Here is a 22,245-nt window from a genome sequence, read left to right on the forward strand (position 1 = left end):
GCTATCGCGCAGCAGCCTTGTCGTGCAGCGCAGCCCTGCGGCCGCGTTGCATGTCGATCGGCAGCAGCAGCAGTAGCCCGCCGATGAACAGCACGGCCGTCGAGAGGATCGCGATGCGCTGGTTGCCGCCGGTGGCCCAGGTGATGGCGCCGAAGCTCAGCGGGCCGATGATGCCGGCCAGGCGCGTGGCGAAGGTCCAGAGGCCGAAGAACTCGGCCAGCTGTTGCGGCGGCGCGAGGTAGCCCGTCATCGCGCGCCCGGCCGACTGGCTCGAGCCCATCGCCAGCCCCGCGATGGCGGCGGCCCACCAGAAGCCGCCCTTGGTCGTGACCCACGCGGCAATCACGCACACCGCGATCCACGCGAGCAGCGTCGCGGCCAGCGACACCTTGTGGCCGATGCGGTCCTGCACGTAGCCGAAGGCGAAGGCGCCGAGCGCGGCCGCGACGTTGAGCACGAAGATCAGCACCATCGTCTCGCTCGCGACGAAGCCGATCACCTGCTCGGCGTAGATCGCGGCCAGCGTGATCGCGACCGCCACGCCGCCCTGGTAGCAGACGGTGCAGACCAGCAGCCACATGAAGTCGCGGTAGGCGCGGGCCTGCTGGAAGGTGGCGCGCAATTGCCGCCAGGCGCTGTCTTGGCCGCGGCGGGCCTGCGGCACGGCGCGTTCGGGCAGCAGCGCGAAAGTGACGCAGGCGGCCACGCCGTAGATCGCTGCCGTGATCAGCATCGTGACCGGCACGAAGTGCGCCGCCGGCAACCCGCGCGCCTGCGACCACAGCACGTATGCCAGGCACAACCCCAGCGCCAGCATGCCGCCGACATAGCCGAAGGCCCAGCCCCAGCCGCTCACCTTGCCCATGCCTTCGGCCGTCGCCAGCTCAGGCAGGAAGGCGCCCGTCAGCGACTCGCCGTAGGAATAGAACGCGTTGGAGACGATTACCAGCGCCATCGCGAGCGCAACGCCCATCGGGCCGCCCGCGAAGCCCGGCGTGAGCGCCAGAGCCGCCGTGGCGAGCACGCAGCCCGTGGTCGTCATGACCAGCACGCGCTTCTTGGCGGCGCGCAGGTCGGCCCAGGCGCCGATGGCGGGCATCGTGAGCATCACGATGGCGTACGAGGTACTGAGGGCCACGGTCCACGCGAAGGTGGCCCATGGCGCACCCTTGGCGATGCCACCCACGAAGTAGACGGCGAACACCGCCGTGATCACGACCGTGGTGTAGCCCGAGTTCGCGAAGTCGTACATCGCCCAGCCGAACACCTCGCGCTTGCGCACGCCGGGGCGCAACGCGGAGGCTGGGAACAGGGCCATGCGGCCTTGGGACCGGGCGGAGTGAAGGGTTAGTGCAGGTGGCGCGGACGACGGCCACCGCCGTGGCCGCCACCGCTGCCGCCGCCGGCCCCACCGGCACCGCGCGGACGCTTGCCGATTTCGAGCGAGTTCACGAGGGCATCAAAGCGGTCGCTGAAGAGGCGATCGATTTCGGCAACCACACCGCCGAGTTCGGCACCGTCGAAGTGGCGTTCCATGAGGTTGACCACGTCTTCGACCAGCAGGTCGCGCTGCACCTGCATGATCGCGGCCGGGTTGGGGCCCACGAACAGCATCAGGAAGTCGTCGCGCGACTCTTCGTCAGGGTCGCCCTCTTCCTCGTCGAAATCGGTGTCATAGAAGGTGACTTCGATCGCGGCACCGCGCTCGGAGAGTTCGTTCAGGCCCATGCACATCTCGTCGAGCGCCTGGCGGAAGTCTTCGTCGCCCGGCACGGTCCAGCAGATCTGCAGCGTGTGGTCCTTCTGCTCGAAGCGGATGCCGGGTTCTTCTTCGTAGGTGCTGGTGGCACCGTCGGCCAGCGATTTGGCGCCTGCGTATTTCCAGAGCGGCCGCAGCGCCTCCTGGATCTGCTCGAAGCTCACGTCCGAGCGCAGCGGCACATCGCCATGCACATGGATCTCAAATGGAGCGTTGTAGCGAGGCATCAAATACTCCCTTGTAAATATGGTGGTACCCGGAACGGGGGTCGAACCCGTATGCCCCGATTAAGGAAGCGGCGGATTTTAAGTCCGATGTGTCTACCAATTTCACCATCCGGGCCTCGGGTTGAACATCGACGATAACCCAAATGAAACAAGCCCCGGCAACGTCGGTTGGCGGGGCTTGTGTATCGGAGCCGATCGGTCTTGACGAGAGGGTGGAGGCGCGACCCGGAGTCGAACCGGGCTAGACGGATTTGCAATCCGTTGCATAACCGCTTTGCTATCGCGCCACGCTGAATAACGAAATCGAACTGCGAAAAAAAGGGAAGCTGCTTGCTTCCCTTTTTCAAAACTGGAGCGGGAAAAGAGTCTCGAACTCTCGACCTCAACCTTGGCAAGGTTGCGCTCTACCAACTGAGCTATTCCCGCGTTTCGAGCCTCAAATTATATACCAGTTTTTTGAGGCTTCACAAGTTCTGCAATCAATCGATCAATGTTTGACAGAGCCTTCGACGGCCGGCGCCGCAGCGCGCTGTTTGGCCAGTTCGGCCACCGCAGCAGCCGAAGCGGCCACCTCTTCGTCGGACAGCGGCTCTGGCATCTTCTCGAGCGCGATCTCGAGCACCTTGTCGATCCACTTCACCGGCACGATCTCGAGGCCGTTCTTCACGTTCTCGGGAATGTCCTGCAGGTCCTTGGCGTTCTCTTCGGGGATCAGCACGGTCTTGATGCCGCCGCGCAGGGCGGCCAGCAGCTTTTCCTTCAGGCCGCCGATGGCCGTGACCTCACCGCGCAGCGTGATCTCGCCGGTCATCGCGACGTCGGCACGAACCGGGATGCCCGTGAGCGCCGACACGAAGGCCGTCGTCATCGCCGCGCCCGCGCTCGGGCCGTCCTTGGGCGTGGCGCCGTCGGGCACGTGGATGTGGATGTCGCGCTTCTCGAACACCTCGTCCTTGATGCCCAGGCGGCGCGAGCGGCTGCGCACCACGGTGCGCGCGGCCTCGACCGACTCCTTCATCACGTCGCCCAGCGAACCGGTGCGGCTGATCACGCCCTTGCCGGGCATGGTCACGGCCTCGATCGTCAGCAGGTCGCCGCCGACTTCGGTCCACGCAAGGCCCACCACCTGGCCGACCTGGTTCTGCTTCTCGGCCAGGCCGAAGCTGTACTTGCGCACGCCGAGGAACTCGTTGAGGTTCTCGCCGTCGACCGTGACCTTGGGCGTCAGTTGCTTGAGCAGCAGGCCCTTCACCACCTTGCGGCAGATCTTGGACAGCTCGCGCTCGAGCGAGCGCACGCCGGCTTCACGCGTGTAGTAGCGCACGATGTCGCGCACGGCGGATTCGGTGACGGCCAGTTCGTCGTCCTTCACGCCGTTGTTCTTCATCTGCTTGGGCAGCAGGTACTTGATCGCGATGTTGGTCTTCTCGTCCTCGGTGTAGCCCGAGAGGCGAATGACTTCCATGCGGTCCAGCAGCGCCGGCGGAATGTTCATCGAGTTCGAGGTGGCGACGAACATGACGTCGCTCAGGTCGAAGTCGACTTCCACGTAGTGGTCGCCGAAGGTGTGGTTCTGCTCGGGGTCGAGCACCTCGAGCAGCGCGCTCGACGGATCGCCGCGGAAGTCCGTGCCCAGCTTGTCGATTTCGTCCAGCAGGAACAGCGGATTGCGCGTGCCGATCTTGCTCAGCCCCTGCAGCACCTTGCCCGGCAGCGCGCCGATGTAGGTGCGGCGGTGGCCGCGGATCTCGGCTTCGTCGCGCATGCCGCCCAGCGCCATGCGGGTGTACTTGCGGCCGGTCGCCTTGGCGATCGACTGCCCCAGCGAGGTCTTGCCGACACCCGGTGGGCCCACGAGGCACAGGATGGGCGCCTTCACCTTGTCGACGCGTTGCTGCACCGCGAGGTATTCAAGGATGCGGTCCTTGACCTTCTCGAGGCCGTAGTGGTCGGCGTTGAGCACGGCCTCGGCATTGGCCAGGTCGTGCTTGATCTTGGTCTTCTTGCTCCACGGCAGGCTGATGAGCACGTCGATGTAGTTACGCACCACCGTGGCTTCGGCCGACATGGGCGACATGAGCTTGAGCTTCTTGAGCTCGCCCTCGGCCTTCTTCAGGCCTTCCTTGGACATCTTGGCGAGCTTGATCTTCTTCTCGATCTCCTCGATGTCCGCGCCCTCTTCGCCTTCGCCGAGCTCCTTCTGGATGGCCTTGACCTGCTCGTTGAGGTAGAAGTCGCGCTGATTCTTCTCCATCTGGCGCTTCACGCGGCCACGGATCTTCTTGTCGACATTCAGGATGTCGACTTCGCGCTCGAGCTGGCCGAACAGGTTTTCCAGCCGCGCCTTGACGTCGTCCAGGTCGAGCACGGCCTGCTTGTTGTCGAGCTTGAGCGGCAGGTGGGCGGCGATGGTGTCGGCCAGGCGGCCGGCGTCGTCGATGCTCGAGATCGAGGTGAGGATCTCGGGCGGGATTTTCTTGTTCAGTTTGACGTACTGGTCGAACTGCTGCATCACCGCGCGGCGCAGCGCCTCGACCTCGGTACCCTTCTCGCCGCCTTCGGGCGCCTCGACGGGCGTCACGTTGGCCGAGAAATGGGTTTCGCCGTCATCGATGCGGTTCACGCGGGCGCGCTGCTGGCCTTCGACCAGCACCTTCACGGTGCCGTCGGGCAGCTTGAGCATCTGCAGGATGGTCGAGACGCAGCCGACCTCGAACATGTCCTCGACCGAGGGCTCGTCCTTGGCGGCGGCCTTCTGGGCCACCAGCATGATGCGGCGCTCGGCCTCCATCGCCAGCTCGAGCGCCTTGATGCTCTTCGGGCGACCCACGAAGAGCGGGATCACCATGTGGGGAAACACCACGACGTCCCGCAGCGGCAGCAGCGGCAGGTCGAGGGCTTCGGGGGGCAATGGGGTATGACCAGACATGAGCGTCCTTGTCCTTTAGGCCTTTTTCGCCGTTTCGCGGTACACGAGCAGCGGGGGCTTGTTTTCGTCGATGGTCGATTCCTCGACCACCACCTTGTCGACATTGGTCGCGTTCGGCAATTCGAACATGGTGTCGATCAGCGACTGTTCAAGGATCGAGCGCAGGCCGCGCGCACCGGTCTTGCGGGCCAGCGCCTTGCGGGCGATCGCCTTGAGCGCCGCGGGACGGATCTCGAGGTCCACGCCCTCCATCTGCAGCAGCTTGGTGAACTGCTTCACCACCGCATTCTTGGGCTCGGTCAGGATCTGCACCAGCGCGTCTTCGCTCAGCTCGGCCAGCGAGGCGACCACGGGCATGCGGCCCACGAGTTCGGGGATCAGGCCGAACTTGATCAGGTCTTCGGGCTCGACTTCGCGGAACACCTCGGTGATGCTGCGCTGGGCCTTGCTCTTCACTGCGGCGCCGAAGCCGATACCCGAGGCCTCGGTGCGGTTTTCGATGACCTTCTCGAGGCCCGCAAAGGCGCCGCCGCAGATGAACAGGATGTTGGTCGTGTCGATCTGCAGGAAGTCCTGGTTCGGGTGCTTGCGCCCGCCCTGGGGCGGCACGCTGGCCATGGTGCCTTCGATGAGCTTGAGCAGCGCCTGCTGCACGCCCTCGCCCGACACGTCGCGCGTGATCGAGGGGTTGTCGGACTTGCGCGAGATCTTGTCGATTTCGTCGATGTAGACGATGCCGCGCTGGGCGCGCTCGACCTCGTAGTTGCAGCTTTGCAGCAGCTTCTGGATGATGTTCTCGACGTCTTCGCCCACATAGCCGGCTTCGGTCAGCGTGGTGGCGTCGGCCATCACGAAGGGCACGTCGAGCATGCGCGCGAGTGTTTGCGCCAAGAGCGTCTTGCCCGAACCCGTGGGGCCGATCAAGAGGATGTTGCTCTTGCTGAGCTCGACCTCGTCGCCCTTGGTGTTCTTTTCCTTGTGGCGCAGGCGCTTGTAGTGGTTGTAGACCGCCACCGACAGCATGCGCTTGGCCGGCTCCTGGCCGATCACGTAGTTGTCGAGGTTGGTCTTGATCTCCAGCGGCGTGGGCAGGTCGCTGCGCGCGTCGCGAGCTTCCTCACCGGCCGGCAGCTCGTCACGGATGATCTCGTTGCACAGGTCGATGCATTCGTCGCAGATGAAGACCGAAGGGCCCGCGATCAGCTTCTTGACCTCATGCTGGCTCTTGCCGCAGAACGAGCAATAAAGCGTTTTTTCGCTGGAGGTGCCTTTTTTTTCGGCCATGGACTTTTGCCTCGTGACAGGGTATGGACAATGATAACTAAACAAAAACGGCGTTTCCCGTGTGGGAAACGCCGTTTTTGCCTTTTGGGCGCCCGAGGCGCCGGGCGGCATTAACCGCGCTGGGAGACGACCTGGTCGACCAGGCCGTAATCTTTGGCCTCGTCAGCGGTCAGGAAGTAGTCGCGCTCGGTGTCCGACTTGACCTTTTCCAGCGGCTGGCCGGTGCGTTCGGCCAGGATGCGATTCATCTGGTCCTTGGTGCGCAGGATGTCGCGCGCATGGATTTCGATGTCGGTGGCCTGGCCGCGAGCGCCGCCCAGCACCTGGTGGATCATGATCTTGGAGTTGGGCAGCGAGAAACGCTTGCCCTTCTCGCCGGCTGCCAGCAGGAAGGCGCCCATGCTGGCCGCAAAGCCCAGGCACATGGTCGACACCGACGGCTTGATGAACTGCATCGTGTCGTAGATCGCCATGCCGGCGCTCACGCTGCCGCCCGGGGAGTTGATGTAGAACGAAATGTCCTTGTCCGGGTTCTCGCTCTCGAGGAACAGCAACTGGGCCACCACGAGGTTGGCAGTCTGGTCGTTGACCTCGCCCACCAGGAAGATGATGCGTTCCTTGAGGAGACGCGAGTAGATGTCGTACGACCGCTCGCCGCGGCCCGACTGCTCGACGACCATCGGGATCATGCCGAGGCCTTGAATTTCCTGTGCGCTCATGAATTTGCTCTCCGGAAAATGGATTCGTTCGCTCTGATTGAACTGTACGCCTGAGTGAAATGGGGCTCGTGCCGCAAAGCACAAGCCCCATCGGCGTTGCTGCATGCAGCGACGGAAACCAGCTTACTGCTGCTGCGCCATCAGTTCGTCGAACGACACCGACTTTTCGTTGACCTTGGCCTTGCCCAGCACGAAGTCGGTCACGTTGTTCTCGATGACCACGGCTTCGACTTCCGCCAGGCGGTTGTTGTCGCTGAAGTACCAACGCACGACGTCTTGCGGCTTCTCGTAGCTGGCGGCCAGCTCGTCGATGTGGGCCTTGATCTGCTCGGGCTTGGCCTGCAGTTCGTTGGCACGCACCAGCTCGGCCACGACCAGGCCCAGGCGCACGCGGCGCTCGGCTTGCGGGCGGAACACTTCCTCGGGGATCGGGGCCTTGTCGGCGTCCTTGATGCCGCGCTGCTTGAGCTCGGCGCGGGCGCCGTCGATCATGCGGGCGACTTCCGACTGCACGCTGGCGTTGGGCAGGTCGAGTTCGGCGTTGGCCACCAGGGCGTCCATCACGGCGTTCTTGTTGCGGGCCAGCAGGCGGAACTTCACTTCGCGCTCGAGGTTGCGCTTGATGTCGGCGCGCAGGCCTTCCACGGTGGCTTCGGCGATGCCGAGCGACTTGGCCAGCTGCTCGTTGACTTCGGGCAGGTGCGAGGCTTCGATCTTCTTCACGGTGACCATGAAGTCGGCTTGCTTGCCGGCCACGTCCTTGCCGTGGTAGTCGGCCGGGAACGACAGCGGGAAGGTGCGGCTGTCGCCGGACTTCATGCCGCGCACGGCGTCTTCGAATTCCTTGAGCATCTGGCCTTCGCCGACGACGAACTGGAAGTCTTCGGCCTTGCCGCCCTGGAAGGGCTCGCCGTCGATCTTGCCTTCGAAGTCGACCGTCACGCGGTCGTTGTCTTCGGCCACGGCGTCTTGGGCGCGCTGGGCGAAGGTACGACGCTGCTTGCGCAGGATGTCCAGGGTCTTGTCGATGGCTTCGTCGCCGACTTCGGCCGACAGCTTCTCGACTTCAGCGCCCGACAGGTCGTTGATCTTGACTTCGGGGAACACTTCGAAGACCGCGTCGAAGGCGAGCTGGCCTTCGGGCGACTCTTCCTTCTCGGTGATGCGGGGCTGGCCGGCGACGCGCAGCTTGGCTTCGTTGGCGGCTTGCGAGAAGGCCTCGCCGACCTTGTCGTTCATGACTTCGTAGTGCACCGAGTAGCCGTAGCGCTGGGCCACGACGTTCATCGGCACCTTGCCGGGACGGAAGCCGTCCATCTTGACGGTGCGCGCGAGCTTCTTGAGGCGCGAATCGACTTCGTTCTGGATGGTGCCGACCGGCAGGGTCAGCGTGATCTTGCGTTCGAGCTTCTCGAGAGTTTCAACGTTCACGGTCATGGTGTCTTCCTTGTGAGGGGTGTGGCTGGTGCGCGGGGCCGGACTCGAACCGGCACGTTCTTGCGAACGTCAGGACCTAAACCTGGTGCGTCTACCAATTTCGCCACCCGCGCGATGCCAAATTTCAGGTGAATGCAAAGGCGGACGGCCTCGGCGCTGCGGAAAACCGCTGGCCCAAGACCGTCCGCCTGAAATCGGTCAACCGCGCATTTTAAACGCAAGAATGGGGGCCTTCCGGCTTCCCCCTTTGGGGGATTTCACCCACTCTCGCGCAAGGGATACGGGCCGCGCGACAACGGCCCCTGAAAAGCGCCTTGTCAGGCGGCAGCGGTTTGCGGCTCCCGCTTGATGCGGAAGGCCGCGGCATACATGGCCGGCAGCGCCAGCAGCGTCAGCACGGTGGCCACGATCAGCCCGCCCATGATGGCCACGGCCATCGGGCCCCAGAACACGCTGCGCGACAGTGGGATCATCGCCAGCACCGCCGCCGCGGCGGTCAGCACGATGGGGCGCAGGCGCCGCACGGCCGATTCGACGATCGCGTCCCAGGCCGGCACGCCGGCGGCGCGGTCGAGCTCGATCTGGTCGATCAGGATCACGGCGTTGCGCTGGATCATGCCCATCAGCGCGATCACGCCGAGCAGCGCCACGAAGCCGAAAGGCCGGTTCAGCAGCAGCAGCGCGGCAGCCACGCCGGCGATGCCCATCGGGCCGGTGATGAACACCAGCAGCGAGCGGCTGAAGCTGTGCAGCTGCAGCATCAGCAGCGTGAACACCAGGAACAGCATGATCGGCACGCCCGCCACGATCGAGGCCGAGCCCTTGGAGCTTTCCTCCACGGCGCCCGCCACCTCGATGCGGTAGCCGCCCTGCCCGGCCGCATGCCAGCCGGCTTCCAGCTGGCGCAGCTTGGGCAGCAGCTGTTCGGTCACGGTGGCGCCCTGCAGGCCTTCCACCACGTCGCCCTGCACGGTGATGGCGTAGTCGCGGTTCTCGCGCCACATCACGCCGGGCTCCCAGGTGAACACCGGCCGGGCGATCTGCGTGAGCGGGATCGAACGGCCCGTGGTCGTCGGGATGTAGGCGTTGCCGATGTCCGAGATGGCCTCGCGCTCGTCGGCCGACTGGCGCAGCACGATGTCGATCAGCAGGTCGTTCTCGCGGTACTGGCCGACCGTGGTGCCGCTGAACATGGTGCGCGATGCTTGCGCGATGGCCTGGCTGGTCACGCCGAGCGCACGCGCCTTGGCCTGGTCGATCTCCAGGCGGATCACCTTGACCGACTCGTTCCAGTTGTCGTTCACGCCGCGCATGTTGGGGCTCTCGCGCAGCACGGCCTTCACCTCGTCGGCGCGGGCGCGCAGCTGGGCGGGCTCGGTGCCGATCACGCGGAACTGCACCGGGTACGGCACCGGCGGGCCGTTGGGCAGCAGCTTCACGCGGCCGCGCACCTCGGGGAACTCTTCGGCCAGCAAGGCGGGCAGGCGCAGGCGCAGCGTTTCGCGCACCTTCAGGTCCTTGGCCAGCACGATGAGCTGCGACACGTTGGTCTGCGGAAACACCTGGTCCAGCGGCAGGTAGAAGCGCGGCACGCCGGAGCCGATCCAGGTGCTGACGGTCTTCACGCCCTCTTCCTTCATCACGCGCTGTTCGACGCGCTTGGCCACCTCTTCGTTGGCGGCGAACGAGGTGCCTTCGGGGAACCAGATGTCCACCATGATCTCGGGCCGGCTCGAATCGGGGAAGAACTGCTGCTGCACCTTGCCCATGCCGACGATGCCCAGCGCAAAGATCAGCACGGTGGCGCCGATGGTCAGCCAGCGGTGCTGCACGCACCAGTTCACCGCGCGGCGGAAGCTGTTGTAGAACGGCGTGTCGAACAGCTCGTGCGGCGGCGCGTCGGGGTCGTGCGGCTTCACCTTGAGCAGCAGCGTGCCCAGGTACGGCACGAAGTACACCGACACGATCCACGACAGCACCAGCGCAATCACCGTCACCGCGAAGATCGCGAAGGTGTATTCGCCCGTCACCGACTTGGCGATGCCGATCGGCAGGAAGCCCGCCGCCGTGATGAGCGTGCCCGTGAGCATCGGCTTGGCCGTGACGTCGTAGGCGAAGGTGGCGGCGCGGACCTTGTCGTAGCCCTCCTCCATCTTCCGCACCATCATCTCGACCGCGATGATCGCGTCGTCCACCAGGAGGCCGAGCGCGATGATCAGCGACCCCAGCGATATCTTGTGCAGCCCGATGCCGAAGTAGTTCATGGCCAGGAAGGTCACGGCCAGCACCAGCGGAATGGTGATGGCCACCACCAGCCCCGGGCGCATGTCGATGTACCAGCCGAAGCGCCCGCCCTTGTGCAGGCCGAGCGCGATGATGCTCACGGCCAGCACGATGGCCACGGCCTCGATGAGCACGCCGACGAACTCGTTGACCGAGCTGGCCACCGACACCGGCTGGTCCTGCACCTGCGCCAGCTTCACGCCGGCCGGCAGGCGCTGGTCGATGGTGGCGGTGGTGGCCTTGAGCGCCTTGCCCAGCGCGATGATGTCGCCGCCCTTGGCCATCGACACACCCAGCGCGATCACTTCCTTGCCCTGGTGGTGCACCTTGACGGCCGGCGGATCCACGTAGCCGCGGCGGATCTCGGCGATGTCGCCGAGCTTGATCTGGTTGCCCGAGCTGCCGCGGATCGGCATCTCGCGCAGTTGCTCGACGCTGGTGAACTGGCCGCCCACGCGCACCTGCACCACGTCCAGCGGCGACTGGATCGTGCCGGCGCTTTCGACCGCGTTCTGCGAGCCGAGCTGCGCCAGCACGGCGTTGAAGTCGAGCCCCAGCTGGGCCAGGCGCTTCTGCGAGATCTCGATGAAAACCTTTTCGTCCTGCACGCCGAACTGGTCGACCTTGGCCACGTCCTTCACGCGCAGCAGCTGCTGGCGCACGTCGTCGGCCAGCGTCTTGAGCTCGGCGTAGCTGAAGCCTTCGCTTTCCAGCGCGTAGATCACGCCGTAGACGTCGCCGAAATCGTCATTGAAGAACGGCCCCTGCACACCCGCGGGCAAGGTGCCGCGCATGTCGCCGATCTTCTTGCGCACCGTGTACCAGACGTTGGCCACCTCGGCGGCCTTGGACGAGTCCTTGATCTGGAAAATGATCTGCGACTCGCCCGGCTTGGAGTAGCTGCGGATCTTGTCGGCGTACGGCGCTTCCTGCAGCGTGCGCTCCAACTTGTCGGTGACCTGCTCGGCCACCTGTTGCGCGGTGGCGCCGGGCCAGTAGGTGCGCACCACCATGGCACGGAAGGTGAATGGCGGGTCTTCGTCCTGGCCGAGCTGGAAGTACGCGAAGGCGCCCAGCACCATCAGCACCACCATCAGGTAGCGCGTGAGGGGCGCGTGGTCCAGCGCCCATTTGGAAAGGTTGAAGCCGGGCGACTTGTACTCGGACGCCGGAGTTGTCGCAGGGGTTGCGGGGGTCGCAGGGCCTTCCGTCATTTGGCGGCACCCGTTGCGATCTCCTTCTTCGTCGCGGCCACGGCCTCGACCGCCTGCTGCTTCGCCTGCGCCTGTTGCTGGCCATTGGCGGCGGCCGCCATGGCCTCCTTCGACTGGTAGATGGTGACCTTCTGCCCCGGCGACAGCACGTGCACGCCTGCGGCCACGACCATCATCCCGGTCGACAGGCCCGAACCGATCACGGCCTCATTGCCGTCGGCCGTGACCACCTGCACCGGCTGCGAGCGCACGGTCATGCTGTCCTTGTCGAGCACCCAGACCGCCGAGCCCTTGCCTTCCTGGCGCAGCGCGCTGGTCGGCAGCTTGATCACCGCGACGTCGGTGCGCGCCAGCGCCTGCGGCCTGGCGTAGACGGTGGCGCCGAGCGCCGGCGAGGTCGCGGCGTCGATCGACACCTTGACCGAGTAGGTGCGCGTGACCGCGTCGGCACTGGCCGCCACCTCGCGCACCTGGCCCTGCAGCACCTCGCCGCCGGACCAGCCGCGCACCGCGACCGGCGAGCCGGGCTTGATCAGCGCGGCGCGATCTTCAGGCACCGCGAACACCACGTCGCGCGCACCGTCCTGGGCGATGCGCACGACCGGCGTGCCGGCCTGCACCACCTGGCCCGGCTCGGCCTCGATGGCCGTGATGACGCCCGCCACGTCGGCCACCAGCGTCGTGTAGCTGGCCTGGTTGCCTTGCGAGGCCAGTTGCGCCTGCGCCTGTTCGAGCTGGGCCTGCGCGGCCTTCCAGGTGGTTTCGCGGCGTTCCAGTTCGGCGCCGCTGATGAAGTTCTGCGATCGCAGTTCGGTGTAGCGCTTGAGGTCGGCGGCTGCCAGATCGCGGTTGGTCAGTGCGGCAGCCTGCTGGGCACGGGCGGCCTCGGCGGCCAGGCGATAGTCCTGCGGATCGAGCTGAGCCAAGACCTGGCCGGCCTGCACGTGCTGGCCGAGCTCGGCCTGGCGGCGGATGATCTTGCCCGCCACCCGGAAGCCCAGGCGCGATTCGACCCGGGCCCGCACCTCGGCCGAGAACTCGGGCTGGGCGTCGTAGTCGCTGGTGCCGACGGTCACGAACTTGACCGCCCTCACGGGCTCCTGGGCAGGCGGTTTCGGCGAACAGCCGGCCAGAAAGATGGCGGGAAGCAGCAGCCAGGCGGCGCTGCGGGCACGGAGTGAGGCGGCGGAGGCGGTCATGAGACACCCAAGAAGAGAGGAACCGGGCCATTAATGACCCACCGGTTAGTAATCTAGGGTAAACGTTAAACAGTGTCAATGACCCGCGGGTCAGTTGACCATGTCGACAGCAATGTCTGCGCTAGGTTCTCTGCCCCATTTCGACCAACCGGTTATCAGGAAGCTCGAAGTAATCGGATGCCCGGCCCGCGTTGCGCTGCAGCCAGCCGAACAGCACCCGTCGCACCGGGTTCATGCCCGGCAGGTTCTCCTCGCCCACCGAGGCGCGGGAGACGAAGTACGAGGTCTTCATCGAGTCGATGGCCAGGGTCTTCTGGTAGGCCAGGATGCGGATGAACTCCGGCACGTCGGCCCGCTCCATGAAGCCGTGCCGCGCCGTGACCACCCAGATGCCGTCCATCTGCTGCTCGGCCTCGATGCGCAGGCGCGCGTCCACGCGCGGCGTGTCGCACGAGAGCACGCGCAGCACGATCACCTGCTCGTGCAGCACCTGGTTGTGCTTGAGGTTGTGCAGCAGCGCATGCGGCACCGCCGTGGCGTCGGGGTTCAGGAACACGGCCGTGCCGCTCACCCGGTGCGGCATGTTCAGCGCCAGCGACTCGACGAAGGGCCGCAGCGGCAGGCTGTCGGCCGCCGCCGCTTCCAGGCCCAGGCGCCGGCCCTTGGCCCAGGTGGTGAACAGCACCATCACCCCGGCCGCCACCGCCAGCGTGAGCCAGCCGCCCTCGGCCACCTTCAGGCTGTTGGACACCACGAAGGTCAGGTCGACCGCCGCGAAGGCCGCCACGCCGACCACCACCGCCACCTTGTTCCAGCGCCACAGGCCCCAGGCCACGATGCCGGCCAGCAATGTGGTCGTCACCATCGTGATCGACACCGCGATGCCATACGCCGCCGACAGCGCGCCCGAACTGCGGAAGCCCAGCACCAGCAGCAGCACGCCGACCATCAGCAACCAGTTGACGGCTGGCACGTAGATCTGCCCGATGGCCGTGCCAGAGGTCTGCACCACGCGCATGCGCGGCAGGTAGCCCATGCGCATCGCCTGCGCGGTGAGCGAGAAGGCGCCCGAGATCACCGCCTGCGACGCGATCACCGTGGCCATGGCGGCCAGCACCACCATCGGCAGCACACCCCACGAGGGAAAGAGCCGGAAGAACGGGTTGTCGATGGCCGCCGGGTTCGCCAGCACCAGCGCGCCCTGCCCGAAGTAGTTGAGCACCAGCCCCGGCAGCGCGATGAAGAGCCACGCGAGACGGATCGGCCTGGCACCGAAGTGCCCCATGTCGGCATACAGCGCCTCGCCGCCCGTGAACGCCAGGAACACCGCGCCCAGCACGGCCAGCGACTGCGCCCGGTGCACGACCAGGAAGCTCACCGCCCGGCGCGGGTCGAGCGCCGCCAGCACCTGCGGCTGCTGCAGCACCTGCCACAGCCCGGCCACGCCCAGCACCAGGAACCACAGCAGCATCACCGGCCCGAAGATCTTGCCGACCACACCGGTGCCCTTCTTCTGCACCATGAACAGCCCCACGAGGATCGCCAGCGTGATCGGGATCACCACGCGCTGCAGCACCGGCGCCTGCACCTCCAGGCCCTCCACCGCCGACAGCACCGAGATCGCCGGCGTGATCAGGCTGTCGCCGTAGAACATGGCCGCGCCCACCAGGCCCAGGACCCCGATCCCGCGCCACACCCAGGGCCGGGTCTTCGGGCCGGAAACGGCGTTGCGCGCCAGCGCCTGCAGCGCCAGGATGCCGCCTTCGCCGTCGTGGTCGGCGCGCAGCACGAACACCACGTACTTGAGCGTCACCACGAACATCAGGCCCCAGAAGATCAGCGAGAGCAGGCCCAGCACCGCGTCGGGCGAGAACGGCACGCCGTGCTCGGGGTTCATCGTTTCCTTGAAGGCGTACAGCGGCGAGGTGCCGATGTCGCCGAAGACGACGCCCAGCGCCGCGATCATCAGCCCCGGCCCGGCCGGATGTGCGGTGTCGCCCGAAGCGGGAAGCGCAGTCCCGGAAGCCGCGGCAGTTGCTTTCATCGTCATGAGCGAAAGAGAGATGGAAAGTGGCGACGCCGCCAGCATAGTGCCCGGACATGACGTCGCCGACAATCGTGGCGTGTCCGCCACTCCTCCTGCCAATCCTCGTCATGCCGCCGCGCCGGCCCATTACGAAAACTTCCCCGTGGCCTCGTGGCTGTGCCCGCCGCACCTGCGCCCGCCGATCGCCGCGATCTACCACTTTGCCCGCACCGCCGACGACATCGCCGACGAAGGCGACGCCTCGCCCGATGCGCGCCTGGCCGAGCTGCGCGCCTACCGCGAGGAACTGGCCGCCGCCGCGCGCGGCGAAGCACTGCCCGACTCGCGCTGGCCCCACGTGTTCGGTCCGCTGGCCTGGGCCATCACCGAGTACCGCCTGCCCGAAGACCTGCTCGCCGACCTGCTCAGCGCCTTCATGCAGGACATCGAGAAGACCCGCGACCGCGGCACCTACGCCGACCGCGCCGAGCTGCTCGACTACTGCCGCCGCTCCGCCAACCCGGTCGGCCGGCTGCTGCTGCACCTGTACGGCGTGACCGATGCGCAGGCACTGGCCCAGAGCGACGCCATCTGCAGCGCGCTGCAGCTCATCAACTTCTGGCAGGACCCGAGCGTCGACCTGCCGCGCGGGCGCTTCTACTTTCCGCGCACCGACTGCGCGCGGCGCGGCCTGACGTCCGAGCATTTCAAGGTCTTCGCGCCGCTGTCTTCCGCGCCGCCACCGCAGGAAGCTATCAATCTGATAGCGGTGGTGGCCTTCTGGGCGCGCGAGCTCATGACCGAGGGCGCCCCGCTCGTGCACCGCCTGCCGGGCCGCGTGGGCTGGGAGCTGCGCCTGGTCGTGCAGGGCGGCCTGCGCATCCTGGACAAGATCGAGGACCTGGGCTTCGACACCTTCACGCAGCGCCCCACCGTCGGCAAGGCCGACGCGCCCGTGCTGCTCTGGAAGGCATGGCGGATGCGGAGACAATCACGGCCCATGAAAGCAGCGCCTCCCCGATGAATCCCGAGCAATACGTGCAAGACAAGGCCGCCGCTTCGGGCAGCAGTTTCTATTACGCCTTCCTGTTCCTGCCCAAGCCGCGGCGCGCCGCGATCACGGCTTTTTATGCCTTCTGCCGCGAAGTCGACGACGTGGTCGACGAGGTCTCCGACCCCGGCGTGGCCGCCACCAAGCTCGCCTGGTGGCGCACCGAGGTCGCCCAGGCCTTTGCCGGCACGCCGCGCCATCCGGTCATGCAGGCGCTCATGCCGCATGCCGCCACCTACGGCATCGAGGCGCGCCAACTCAACGAAGTGATCGACGGCTGCCAGATGGACCTGGACCAGACCCGCTACCTCGACTTTCCCGGCCTCGCGCGCTACTGCCATCTCGTGGCCGGCGTGGTTGGCGAGGTGGCGGCGCGCATCTTCGGCCAGACCGATCCGCAGACCACCGCCTACGCCCACAAGCTCGGCCTGGCGCTACAGCTCACCAACATCCTGCGCGACGTTGGCGAAGACGCGCTGCGCGGTCGCATCTACCTGCCGGTCAACGAGCTGCAACAGTTCGACGTGAAGGCGCACGAAATTCTCAACCGCGTGCACTCCGACCGTTTTGTCGCGCTCATGAAGTTCCAGGCCCAGCGTGCCCACGCCGCCTACGACGAGGCGCTGGCCCTGCTGCCACTGGCCGACCGCCGCACGCAGAAGCCCGGCCTGATGATGGCCAGCATCTACCGCACGCTGCTGCGCGAGATCGAGCGCGACGACTTCCAGGTGCTGAACCAGCGCATCAGCCTGACGCCGGTGCGCAAGTTCTGGCTGGCCTGGAAAGTCCAGGCGCTGGGCCGGATATGACGCCCCACCCTTCGTGCCCATGAGGCTCGCCGTCATCGGCGCCGGCTGGGCCGGCCTGGCCTGCGCCGTCGAGGCCACGCGCCTCGGGCACGCCGTCACCCTGTTCGAAGCCGCGCCGATGGCCGGCGGGCGGGCGCGGCGGGTCGATCACATGCACGGCATGGCGCTGGACAACGGCCAGCACATCCTGATCGGCGCCTACACCGCCACGCTGGCGCTCATGCGCGACGTGGGGGTCGATGTCGACACCGCCCTGCAGCGCCTGCCGCTGTCGCTGCGCTTTGCCGACGGCGGCGGGCTGCAGCTGCCCGCGGGCCGGCCGCCGCCGCTCGACCTGCTCATCGGCATCTTCACCGCGCGCGGCTGGAGCTGGCGCGACAAGGCCGCGCTGCTGGCCACCGCCGTGCGCTGGCGCCTCGCGGGCTTTCGCTGCGCGCCCGGCACCAGCGTTGCCACGCTGTGCGCCGGCCTCACGCCGCGCGTGATGCACGAACTCATCGAGCCGCTGTGCGTCTCGGCGCTCAACACGCCCGTGCCGCAATCGAGCGGCCAGGTGTTCCTGCGCGTGCTGCACGACGCGCTGTTCAGCGGGCGCGGCGGTGCCGACCTGCTGCTGCCGCGCGTCGACCTTGGCGCCCTGCTGCCCGATGCCGCGCTGGCCTGGCTCGCGCGGCACGGCGCCACCGCGCGCATCGGCCACCGCGTGCGCGCCATCGCACCCGAGGGCGACCGGTGGCGCGTCGATGACGAGCTCTTCGACCAGGCCGTGCTGGCCTGCGCGCCCTGGGACGCGGCGCGCCTCGTGCGTGCCACCGGCCTGCCGGCCGCTTCGCGCTGGTGCAACGTCACCGAATCGCTGCGCTTCGAGGCGATTGCCACGGTCTACGTGCGCGGTGCCGCGCCGCTGGCCGAGCCGATGCTCGCGCTGCGCAGCCAGCCGGGCAGCGCACCGGCCCAGTTCGTGTTCGATCGCGGCCAGCTCGGTGGACCAGAAGGCGTGCTCGCCTTCGTCGTGAGCGCCAACGAAACGCCGCGCGAGACGCTCGAGAAACAGGTGCTCGCGCAAGCCGGCGCGCAGCTCGGGCAGCCCGGGCTCACGCCGATCCAGACCGTGGTCGAGAAACGCGCCACCTTCGCCTGCACGCCCGGCCTGGCGCGCCCGCCCGCCGCCATCGCGCCGGGGCTGCAGGCCTGCGGCGACTACACCGAAGGCCCTTATCCCGCCACGCTCGAAGGTGCCGTCCTCAACGGACTGGCCGTCGCGCGCGCACTAGCCACGCCATGACAACGACCCTGCGCTACCTGGATTTCGACTACAGCGAAGACACCGAAGACCACGGCACCTTCGACGCCATGGCCTCGACCCCGCCCGAGCGCACGCCCGAGGTGGAGGCCGAGATCGCGCAGGTGCTGGCCTGGGCCGAGGCCACCTTCCCCGGTGCGCGCGGCGCGCTCGACGACGGTGCGGTGTGGGACTGCGACGTGCAGCGCACGCGGGAAGACAACCCGCGCCTGGACACCCTCACGCTCTCGCTCAGCGGCACCGCCGACTTCTGCGCGGCGCTGCGTGAGCGCTTCGGGCTCGACTGAAGAAAGTCGGCGGCCTTCTCAGGCCGTCTTGTTGCGCAGGCGCAGCAGGCTCAACCCCAGCAGCACGAAGGCACCGCCCGACACGCGGTTGAACAGCTGCGCGCGCTTGGGGTTCGCGAACTGCTTCTTCAGCAGGCGCGCCAGCAGCACGTACGAGCCATGCGCCAGCACCGAGCCGGCCGCGAAGGTCGTGGTGAGCACGGCGAACTGCGTGAGGATCGGCGCGTCGTGCGTGAGGAACTGCGGGAACAGCGCCGAGAAGAACAGGATGCCCTTCGGGTTGGTCAGCGCCACCGTCACGCCATGCCCGAACAGCCGGCGCGCGGAACGCGAAGGCGCCGGCGCGGCCGACGGCTGCAGCTCGGCGAACACGCTCGTGCGGCTGCGCCACTGCCGGATGCCCAGGTACACGAGGTAGCCCGCGCCTGCCACCTTCAGCACCATGAAGGCCGTGGCCGAGGTGTTGAGCACCACGCCCAGCCCGCCCATCGCGGCGGCCGAGACCAGGAAGAGCCCGCAGGCGTTGCCCAGCGAACTGATCATCGCGCGGCGCGGGCCGACGGAGATGGCATTGGAGACCGCAAGCAGCACGGCCGGACCGGGCGTGAAGACGACGACCAGGGTCACGCCGCAAAAGAGGAGCCAGGTGGAGAGATGCATGGGAGGAAATTCGCGCGAAAGGGGTGTGAGAAGGCAGCCGCAAAACTATAGTCCGGGCAGCCGCGCGCCGCTCGGGCCGCGCCGATAGTCCCCTGACGCTCCTCACCCATGATCACCTGCTACCTGCGCTACATCGTCGATCCCTTCAAGCTCAAGGAATTCGAGCACTACGGCAAGCTCTGGATTCCGCTGGTCGAGAAGTTCGGCGGCCAGCACCACGGCTACTTCCTGCCGTCCGAAGGCGCGAACAACGTGGCGCTGGCGATGTTCAGCTTCCCGAGCCTGGCCGCGTACGAGACCTACCGGGCCGACTCGATGCAGGACGCCGACTGCCAGGCTGCCTTCCGCTACGCCGAGGAAACGCGCTGCATCGTCAGCTACGAACGCAGCTTCTTCCGCCCCGTGTTCCGCTGACCGCTGAGGTTCAGGCGCCCAGCGCGATGCACAGCGCGTGCAGGTTGGGCACGATCAGCTGCGGACGCGCGCCGTGCTCCCACGGTCGCTCGTCGCGCACCAGCCACGCGGCCTGCATGCCGGCGTTGAGCGCACCCACCACGTCGAGCGCGGCATCGTCGCCCACGTGCAGCACGTCCTTGGGCAGCAGGCCGACCGAGGCCGCCGCGGCGCGGAAGATCGGCGCGTGCGGCTTGCCGCTGCCGAAGGCGCGCGCATTGAAGGCAGTGCGGAACCACCGGCCGACGCCGGTCTTGTGGAGGTCGGCGTTGCCGTTCGACACCGCCACCAGCGGGTAGCGCTCGCTGAGCCACTTGAGTGCCGGCAGGGCGTCGTCGTACAGCGTGACGCGCTGGCGCTCTTCGAAAAAGGCGTCGAAGGCCGGATCGGCCAGCGCCGGGTCTTCGCCCGCGCGCACGAGCGCCGTGCGGATCGACTCGCGGCGCAGCGCGCTCAGGTCGTGTGCGAGGTCGGAGCGCTCCTTGGCGGTGGCTTCGCGCAGCTCGCGCAGCACGCCCGGCGTGAGCAGCAGCGAGGCCGTCTTGGGCGCCTCGCGCAGCAGCCATTCGTGCAGCACGCGCTCGGCACGCTCGATGGTCGGCCAGATCGGCCACAGGGTGTCGTCCAGGTCGAGCGTGATCGCCGAGATGCGCGAGATGTCGAGCGGCGTGGCGCCGCCGGGCGCCGAGGAAGCGGAAGTCATGCCCGAGAATATCGCATGCCTCTCGCCTCCGATGACCGCAAGAACGAACGCACCGCAGTGCTCTGGTGCAACCTGGGTTCGCCCGATGCCCCCACCGCCGCCGCGGTGCGCCCCTACCTCGCCGACTTCCTGGGCGACCCGCGCGTGGTCGAGATTCCCAGGGCGCTGTGGACGCTGATCCTGCACGGCATCATCCTGCGCACGCGGCCCGCGAAGTCGGCCGCGAAGTACGCCAGTATCTGGCTGCCCGAAGGCTCGCCGCTCAAGGTCTGGACCCAGAAGCAGGCCACCCTGCTGGCCGGCTGGCTCGGTGAACGCGGCCACCGCGTGACGGTGCGCGACGCGATGCGCTACGCCAACCCGTCGATCGCCTCGCGGCTCGACGCGCTGCAGGCCGAGGGCGCCACGCGCGTGCTGGTGCTGCAGGCCTACCCGCAGTATTCGGCCACCACCACGGCCAGCGTGATCGACGCCGTGAACGCCTGGAGCCGCCGCCAGCGCCGCGTGCCCGAGTTCCGCTTCGTCAACCAGTACCACGACGACCTGGCCTACATCGAGGCGCTCGCGCAAGGCATCGAGAAGCACTGGAAGACCGAAGGCCGCGGCGAGCTGCTGGTGATGAGCTTCCACGGCATTCCCGCGCGCAACATCGCGCTGGGCGACCCCTACGAGGCGCAGTGCCTCGAGACCGCGCGCCTGCTCGCGGCAAGGCTGGGCCTGGCGTCCACGCAGTACCGCACGACCTTCCAGTCGCGCTTCGGCCGCGCCAAGTGGCTAGAGCCCTACACCGAGCCCACCCTGCGCGAACTCGGCGCACGCGGCGTGAAGCACGTCGACGTGGTGTGCCCGGGCTTTCCGGCCGACTGCCTCGAAACGCTCGAAGAGATCGCCATGGAAGGCCGCGAAGCCTTCCTGCACGCGGGCGGCGAGCGCTTCGGCTACATCCCCTGCCTCAACGACAGCCCGGCGTGGATCACCGCGCTCGCGGGCATCGCCGAACGCCACCTGGCGGGCTGGCCGACCCGACAAGACACGACGACCACGCCATGAAGAAAGACCTGCACGAAGCCAACCGCCAGTCGTGGAACGCCGCCACGGTCGCGCACAACAGCCACAAGGGCGACCAAGCCGCCTTCTTCCGCGCGGGCGGCTCCACGTTGTTCCCCGAGGAAAGCGCCCTGCTCGGCGACGTGGACGGCCTGTCGGTGCTGCACCTGCAGTGCAACGCGGGACAGGACAGCCTGAGCATCGCGCGCCGCGGCGCCCGCGTGACCGGCGTCGACATCTCCGACGAAGCCATCGACTTCGCCACCCGGCTCTCGACCGAGTCGGGCATTGCGGCGCGCTTCGAGCGCGCGGACGTCTACGACTACTTCGAGGCCGCCGCCGCGCGCGGCGAGCGCCACGACCTCGTGTTCTGTTCGTACGGCACGCTGTGCTGGCTGTCCGACATCGGCGCCTGGGCGCGCGGCGTGGCACAGTTGCTGAAGCCCGGCGGTCGCTTCGTGATCGTCGAGTTCCATCCGTTCGCGCTGGTGTTCGACCCGCAGTGGAAGTTCCACTACGACTACTTCAACGACGCCCCTGTGCCCGAGGAAGGCGTGGGCGACTACGTGGCCGAATCGGGCGACGGCCTCGTGCCCGACGACCGGCCGATGCCCGGCGTGCAAGGCTTTCGCAACCCGCACCCGAGCTTCGAGTTCACCTGGGGCGTGGGCCAGGTGACGACCGCGCTCGCGCAGGCGGGCCTGGCCATCGAGCGCTTCGAGGAGTACCCGTACACCAACGGCTGGAAGCCCTTCGAGGGCATGCGCGAGTTGGGCGGGCGGCGCATGGCCCCGCCCGAAGGCATGCCGCGCATTCCGCTGATGTACGCGCTGGCGGCCCGCCGCGCCTGAGCGA

Annotated in this window: 18 protein-coding genes and 4 tRNA genes; 7 read left to right on the plus strand and 15 right to left on the minus strand. The window is 67.4% G+C overall.

What is annotated here, in order from left to right; genetic code table 11:
* Position 1: 1 nt before the first annotated feature.
* The 13 genes from VHAB30_RS11800 to VHAB30_RS11860 form a co-directional block, all read right to left on the minus strand.
* Positions 2-1,318 (minus strand): MFS transporter, encoded by a 1,317-nt coding sequence (locus tag VHAB30_RS11800; protein ID WP_159277149.1) that lies wholly within the window; start codon positions 1,316-1,318, stop codon positions 2-4.
* A 29-nt stretch (positions 1,319-1,347) separates the two neighbouring features.
* Positions 1,348-1,986: a DUF6806 family protein gene (locus tag VHAB30_RS11805; protein WP_095745079.1), complete on the minus strand. Its 639-nt coding sequence runs from the start codon at positions 1,984-1,986 to the stop codon at positions 1,348-1,350.
* 23 nt (positions 1,987-2,009) lie between these two features.
* Positions 2,010-2,101: transfer RNA gene (locus VHAB30_RS11810), tRNA-Leu, on the minus strand.
* Between the two features lie 98 nt (positions 2,102-2,199).
* Positions 2,200-2,273 (minus strand) — tRNA-Cys (locus tag VHAB30_RS11815).
* Positions 2,274-2,336: 63 nt separating this feature from the next.
* A tRNA-Gly gene (locus VHAB30_RS11820) sits at positions 2,337-2,412 on the minus strand.
* Between the two features lie 61 nt (positions 2,413-2,473).
* Positions 2,474-4,915, minus strand: a complete 2,442-nt coding sequence (lon, locus tag VHAB30_RS11825; protein ID WP_159277150.1) for an endopeptidase La — start codon at positions 4,913-4,915, stop codon at positions 2,474-2,476.
* A 15-nt stretch (positions 4,916-4,930) separates the two neighbouring features.
* Positions 4,931-6,199, minus strand: coding sequence for an ATP-dependent Clp protease ATP-binding subunit ClpX (gene clpX, locus VHAB30_RS11830; protein WP_062475840.1), 1,269 nt, complete (start codon positions 6,197-6,199; stop codon positions 4,931-4,933).
* 110 nt (positions 6,200-6,309) lie between these two features.
* Complete coding sequence (clpP, locus tag VHAB30_RS11835) at positions 6,310-6,918, minus strand: ATP-dependent Clp endopeptidase proteolytic subunit ClpP (RefSeq protein WP_062475843.1); 609 nt, start codon at positions 6,916-6,918, stop codon at positions 6,310-6,312.
* A 123-nt stretch (positions 6,919-7,041) separates the two neighbouring features.
* Complete coding sequence (tig, locus tag VHAB30_RS11840; RefSeq protein ID WP_062475844.1) at positions 7,042-8,355, minus strand: trigger factor; 1,314 nt, start codon at positions 8,353-8,355, stop codon at positions 7,042-7,044.
* A 26-nt stretch (positions 8,356-8,381) separates the two neighbouring features.
* Positions 8,382-8,468, minus strand: a tRNA-Leu gene (locus tag VHAB30_RS11845).
* 204 nt (positions 8,469-8,672) lie between these two features.
* On the minus strand, positions 8,673-11,852 hold the full coding sequence (locus VHAB30_RS11850) for an efflux RND transporter permease subunit (protein ID WP_174250220.1): 3,180 nt from the start codon (positions 11,850-11,852) through the stop codon (positions 8,673-8,675).
* Positions 11,849-13,051, minus strand: a complete 1,203-nt coding sequence (locus tag VHAB30_RS11855; RefSeq protein WP_062475847.1) for an efflux RND transporter periplasmic adaptor subunit — start codon at positions 13,049-13,051, stop codon at positions 11,849-11,851. Before VHAB30_RS11855 ends, VHAB30_RS11850 begins: the two co-directional genes overlap by 4 nt.
* A 121-nt stretch (positions 13,052-13,172) precedes the next feature.
* Entirely contained in the window at positions 13,173-15,017 is a 1,845-nt protein-coding gene (locus tag VHAB30_RS11860) for a potassium transporter Kup (protein ID WP_159278337.1), read from the minus strand.
* A gap of 223 nt (positions 15,018-15,240) precedes the next feature.
* On the opposite strand from VHAB30_RS11860, the gene hpnC reads away from it, so the two are divergent.
* The 4 genes from hpnC to VHAB30_RS11880 are packed head-to-tail and all read left to right on the plus strand — an operon-like array spanning position 15,241 to position 18,527.
* A complete protein-coding gene (gene hpnC, locus VHAB30_RS11865) occupies positions 15,241-16,101 on the plus strand; it encodes a squalene synthase HpnC (protein ID WP_235926594.1) in 861 nt (286 codons plus the stop codon).
* Positions 16,098-16,937 carry a presqualene diphosphate synthase HpnD gene (gene hpnD / locus VHAB30_RS11870; protein ID WP_062475853.1) on the plus strand — a complete coding sequence of 280 codons (840 nt, stop codon included), beginning with the start codon at positions 16,098-16,100 and terminating at the stop codon, positions 16,935-16,937. Before hpnC ends, hpnD begins: the two co-directional genes overlap by 4 nt.
* A 19-nt stretch (positions 16,938-16,956) precedes the next feature.
* Positions 16,957-18,222 carry a hydroxysqualene dehydroxylase HpnE gene (gene hpnE / locus VHAB30_RS11875; protein WP_159277151.1) on the plus strand — a complete coding sequence of 422 codons (1,266 nt, stop codon included), beginning with the start codon at positions 16,957-16,959 and terminating at the stop codon, positions 18,220-18,222.
* Positions 18,219-18,527, plus strand: coding sequence for a hypothetical protein (locus tag VHAB30_RS11880; RefSeq protein ID WP_095745072.1), 309 nt, complete (start codon positions 18,219-18,221; stop codon positions 18,525-18,527). The genes hpnE and VHAB30_RS11880 overlap by 4 nt, the downstream gene beginning before the upstream one ends.
* An 18-nt stretch (positions 18,528-18,545) precedes the next feature.
* Here the strand turns inward: VHAB30_RS11880 and VHAB30_RS11885 are convergent, their stop codons facing one another.
* A complete protein-coding gene (locus VHAB30_RS11885) occupies positions 18,546-19,187 on the minus strand; it encodes a LysE family translocator (protein WP_159277152.1) in 642 nt (213 codons plus the stop codon).
* Between the two features lie 108 nt (positions 19,188-19,295).
* On the opposite strand from VHAB30_RS11885, the gene VHAB30_RS11890 reads away from it, so the two are divergent.
* Entirely contained in the window at positions 19,296-19,601 is a 306-nt protein-coding gene (locus tag VHAB30_RS11890; RefSeq protein ID WP_062475864.1) for an NIPSNAP family protein, read from the plus strand.
* Between the two features lie 10 nt (positions 19,602-19,611).
* Here VHAB30_RS11890 and VHAB30_RS11895 read toward each other — a convergent pair whose 3' ends face one another.
* Positions 19,612-20,343 (minus strand): HAD family hydrolase, encoded by a 732-nt coding sequence (locus tag VHAB30_RS11895; RefSeq protein ID WP_159277153.1) that lies wholly within the window; start codon positions 20,341-20,343, stop codon positions 19,612-19,614.
* A gap of 15 nt (positions 20,344-20,358) precedes the next feature.
* On the opposite strand from VHAB30_RS11895, the gene hemH reads away from it, so the two are divergent.
* Positions 20,359-21,393 carry a ferrochelatase gene (gene hemH, locus VHAB30_RS11900; RefSeq protein WP_159277154.1) on the plus strand — a complete coding sequence of 345 codons (1,035 nt, stop codon included), beginning with the start codon at positions 20,359-20,361 and terminating at the stop codon, positions 21,391-21,393.
* Complete coding sequence (locus tag VHAB30_RS11905; protein ID WP_159277155.1) at positions 21,390-22,241, plus strand: class I SAM-dependent methyltransferase; 852 nt, start codon at positions 21,390-21,392, stop codon at positions 22,239-22,241. The genes hemH and VHAB30_RS11905 overlap by 4 nt, the downstream gene beginning before the upstream one ends.
* Positions 22,242-22,245 lie beyond the last annotated feature (4 nt).

Origin of the sequence: Variovorax boronicumulans (assembly GCF_009811375.1) — a bacterium.
In the GTDB taxonomy this organism is placed as follows: Bacteria; Pseudomonadota; Gammaproteobacteria; order Burkholderiales; family Burkholderiaceae_C; genus Variovorax; species Variovorax boronicumulans.

What these genes read in the sequence shown, in the direction of transcription:
- VHAB30_RS11800 (WP_159277149.1), bottom strand. Translation starts at nt 1,318, where the DNA reads ATGGCCCTGTTCCCAGCCTCCGCGTTGCGCCCCGGCGTGCGCAAGCGC.
- VHAB30_RS11805 (WP_095745079.1), bottom strand. Translation starts at nt 1,986, where the DNA reads ATGCCTCGCTACAACGCTCCATTTGAGATCCATGTGCATGGCGATGTG.
- lon (WP_159277150.1), bottom strand. Translation starts at nt 4,915, where the DNA reads ATGTCTGGTCATACCCCATTGCCCCCCGAAGCCCTCGACCTGCCGCTG.
- clpX (WP_062475840.1), bottom strand. Translation starts at nt 6,199, where the DNA reads ATGGCCGAAAAAAAAGGCACCTCCAGCGAAAAAACGCTTTATTGCTCG.
- clpP (WP_062475843.1), bottom strand. Translation starts at nt 6,918, where the DNA reads ATGAGCGCACAGGAAATTCAAGGCCTCGGCATGATCCCGATGGTCGTC.
- tig (WP_062475844.1), bottom strand. Translation starts at nt 8,355, where the DNA reads ATGACCGTGAACGTTGAAACTCTCGAGAAGCTCGAACGCAAGATCACG.
- VHAB30_RS11850 (WP_174250220.1), bottom strand. Translation starts at nt 11,852, where the DNA reads ATGACGGAAGGCCCTGCGACCCCCGCAACCCCTGCGACAACTCCGGCG.
- VHAB30_RS11855 (WP_062475847.1), bottom strand. Translation starts at nt 13,051, where the DNA reads ATGACCGCCTCCGCCGCCTCACTCCGTGCCCGCAGCGCCGCCTGGCTG.
- VHAB30_RS11860 (WP_159278337.1), bottom strand. Translation starts at nt 15,017, where the DNA reads ATGATCGCGGCGCTGGGCGTCGTCTTCGGCGACATCGGCACCTCGCCG.
- hpnD (WP_062475853.1), top strand. Translation starts at nt 16,098, where the DNA reads ATGAATCCCGAGCAATACGTGCAAGACAAGGCCGCCGCTTCGGGCAGC.
- hpnE (WP_159277151.1), top strand. Translation starts at nt 16,957, where the DNA reads ATGAGGCTCGCCGTCATCGGCGCCGGCTGGGCCGGCCTGGCCTGCGCC.
- VHAB30_RS11880 (WP_095745072.1), top strand. Translation starts at nt 18,219, where the DNA reads ATGACAACGACCCTGCGCTACCTGGATTTCGACTACAGCGAAGACACC.
- VHAB30_RS11885 (WP_159277152.1), bottom strand. Translation starts at nt 19,187, where the DNA reads ATGCATCTCTCCACCTGGCTCCTCTTTTGCGGCGTGACCCTGGTCGTC.
- VHAB30_RS11890 (WP_062475864.1), top strand. Translation starts at nt 19,296, where the DNA reads ATGATCACCTGCTACCTGCGCTACATCGTCGATCCCTTCAAGCTCAAG.
- VHAB30_RS11895 (WP_159277153.1), bottom strand. Translation starts at nt 20,343, where the DNA reads ATGACTTCCGCTTCCTCGGCGCCCGGCGGCGCCACGCCGCTCGACATC.
- hemH (WP_159277154.1), top strand. Translation starts at nt 20,359, where the DNA reads ATGCCTCTCGCCTCCGATGACCGCAAGAACGAACGCACCGCAGTGCTC.
- VHAB30_RS11905 (WP_159277155.1), top strand. Translation starts at nt 21,390, where the DNA reads ATGAAGAAAGACCTGCACGAAGCCAACCGCCAGTCGTGGAACGCCGCC.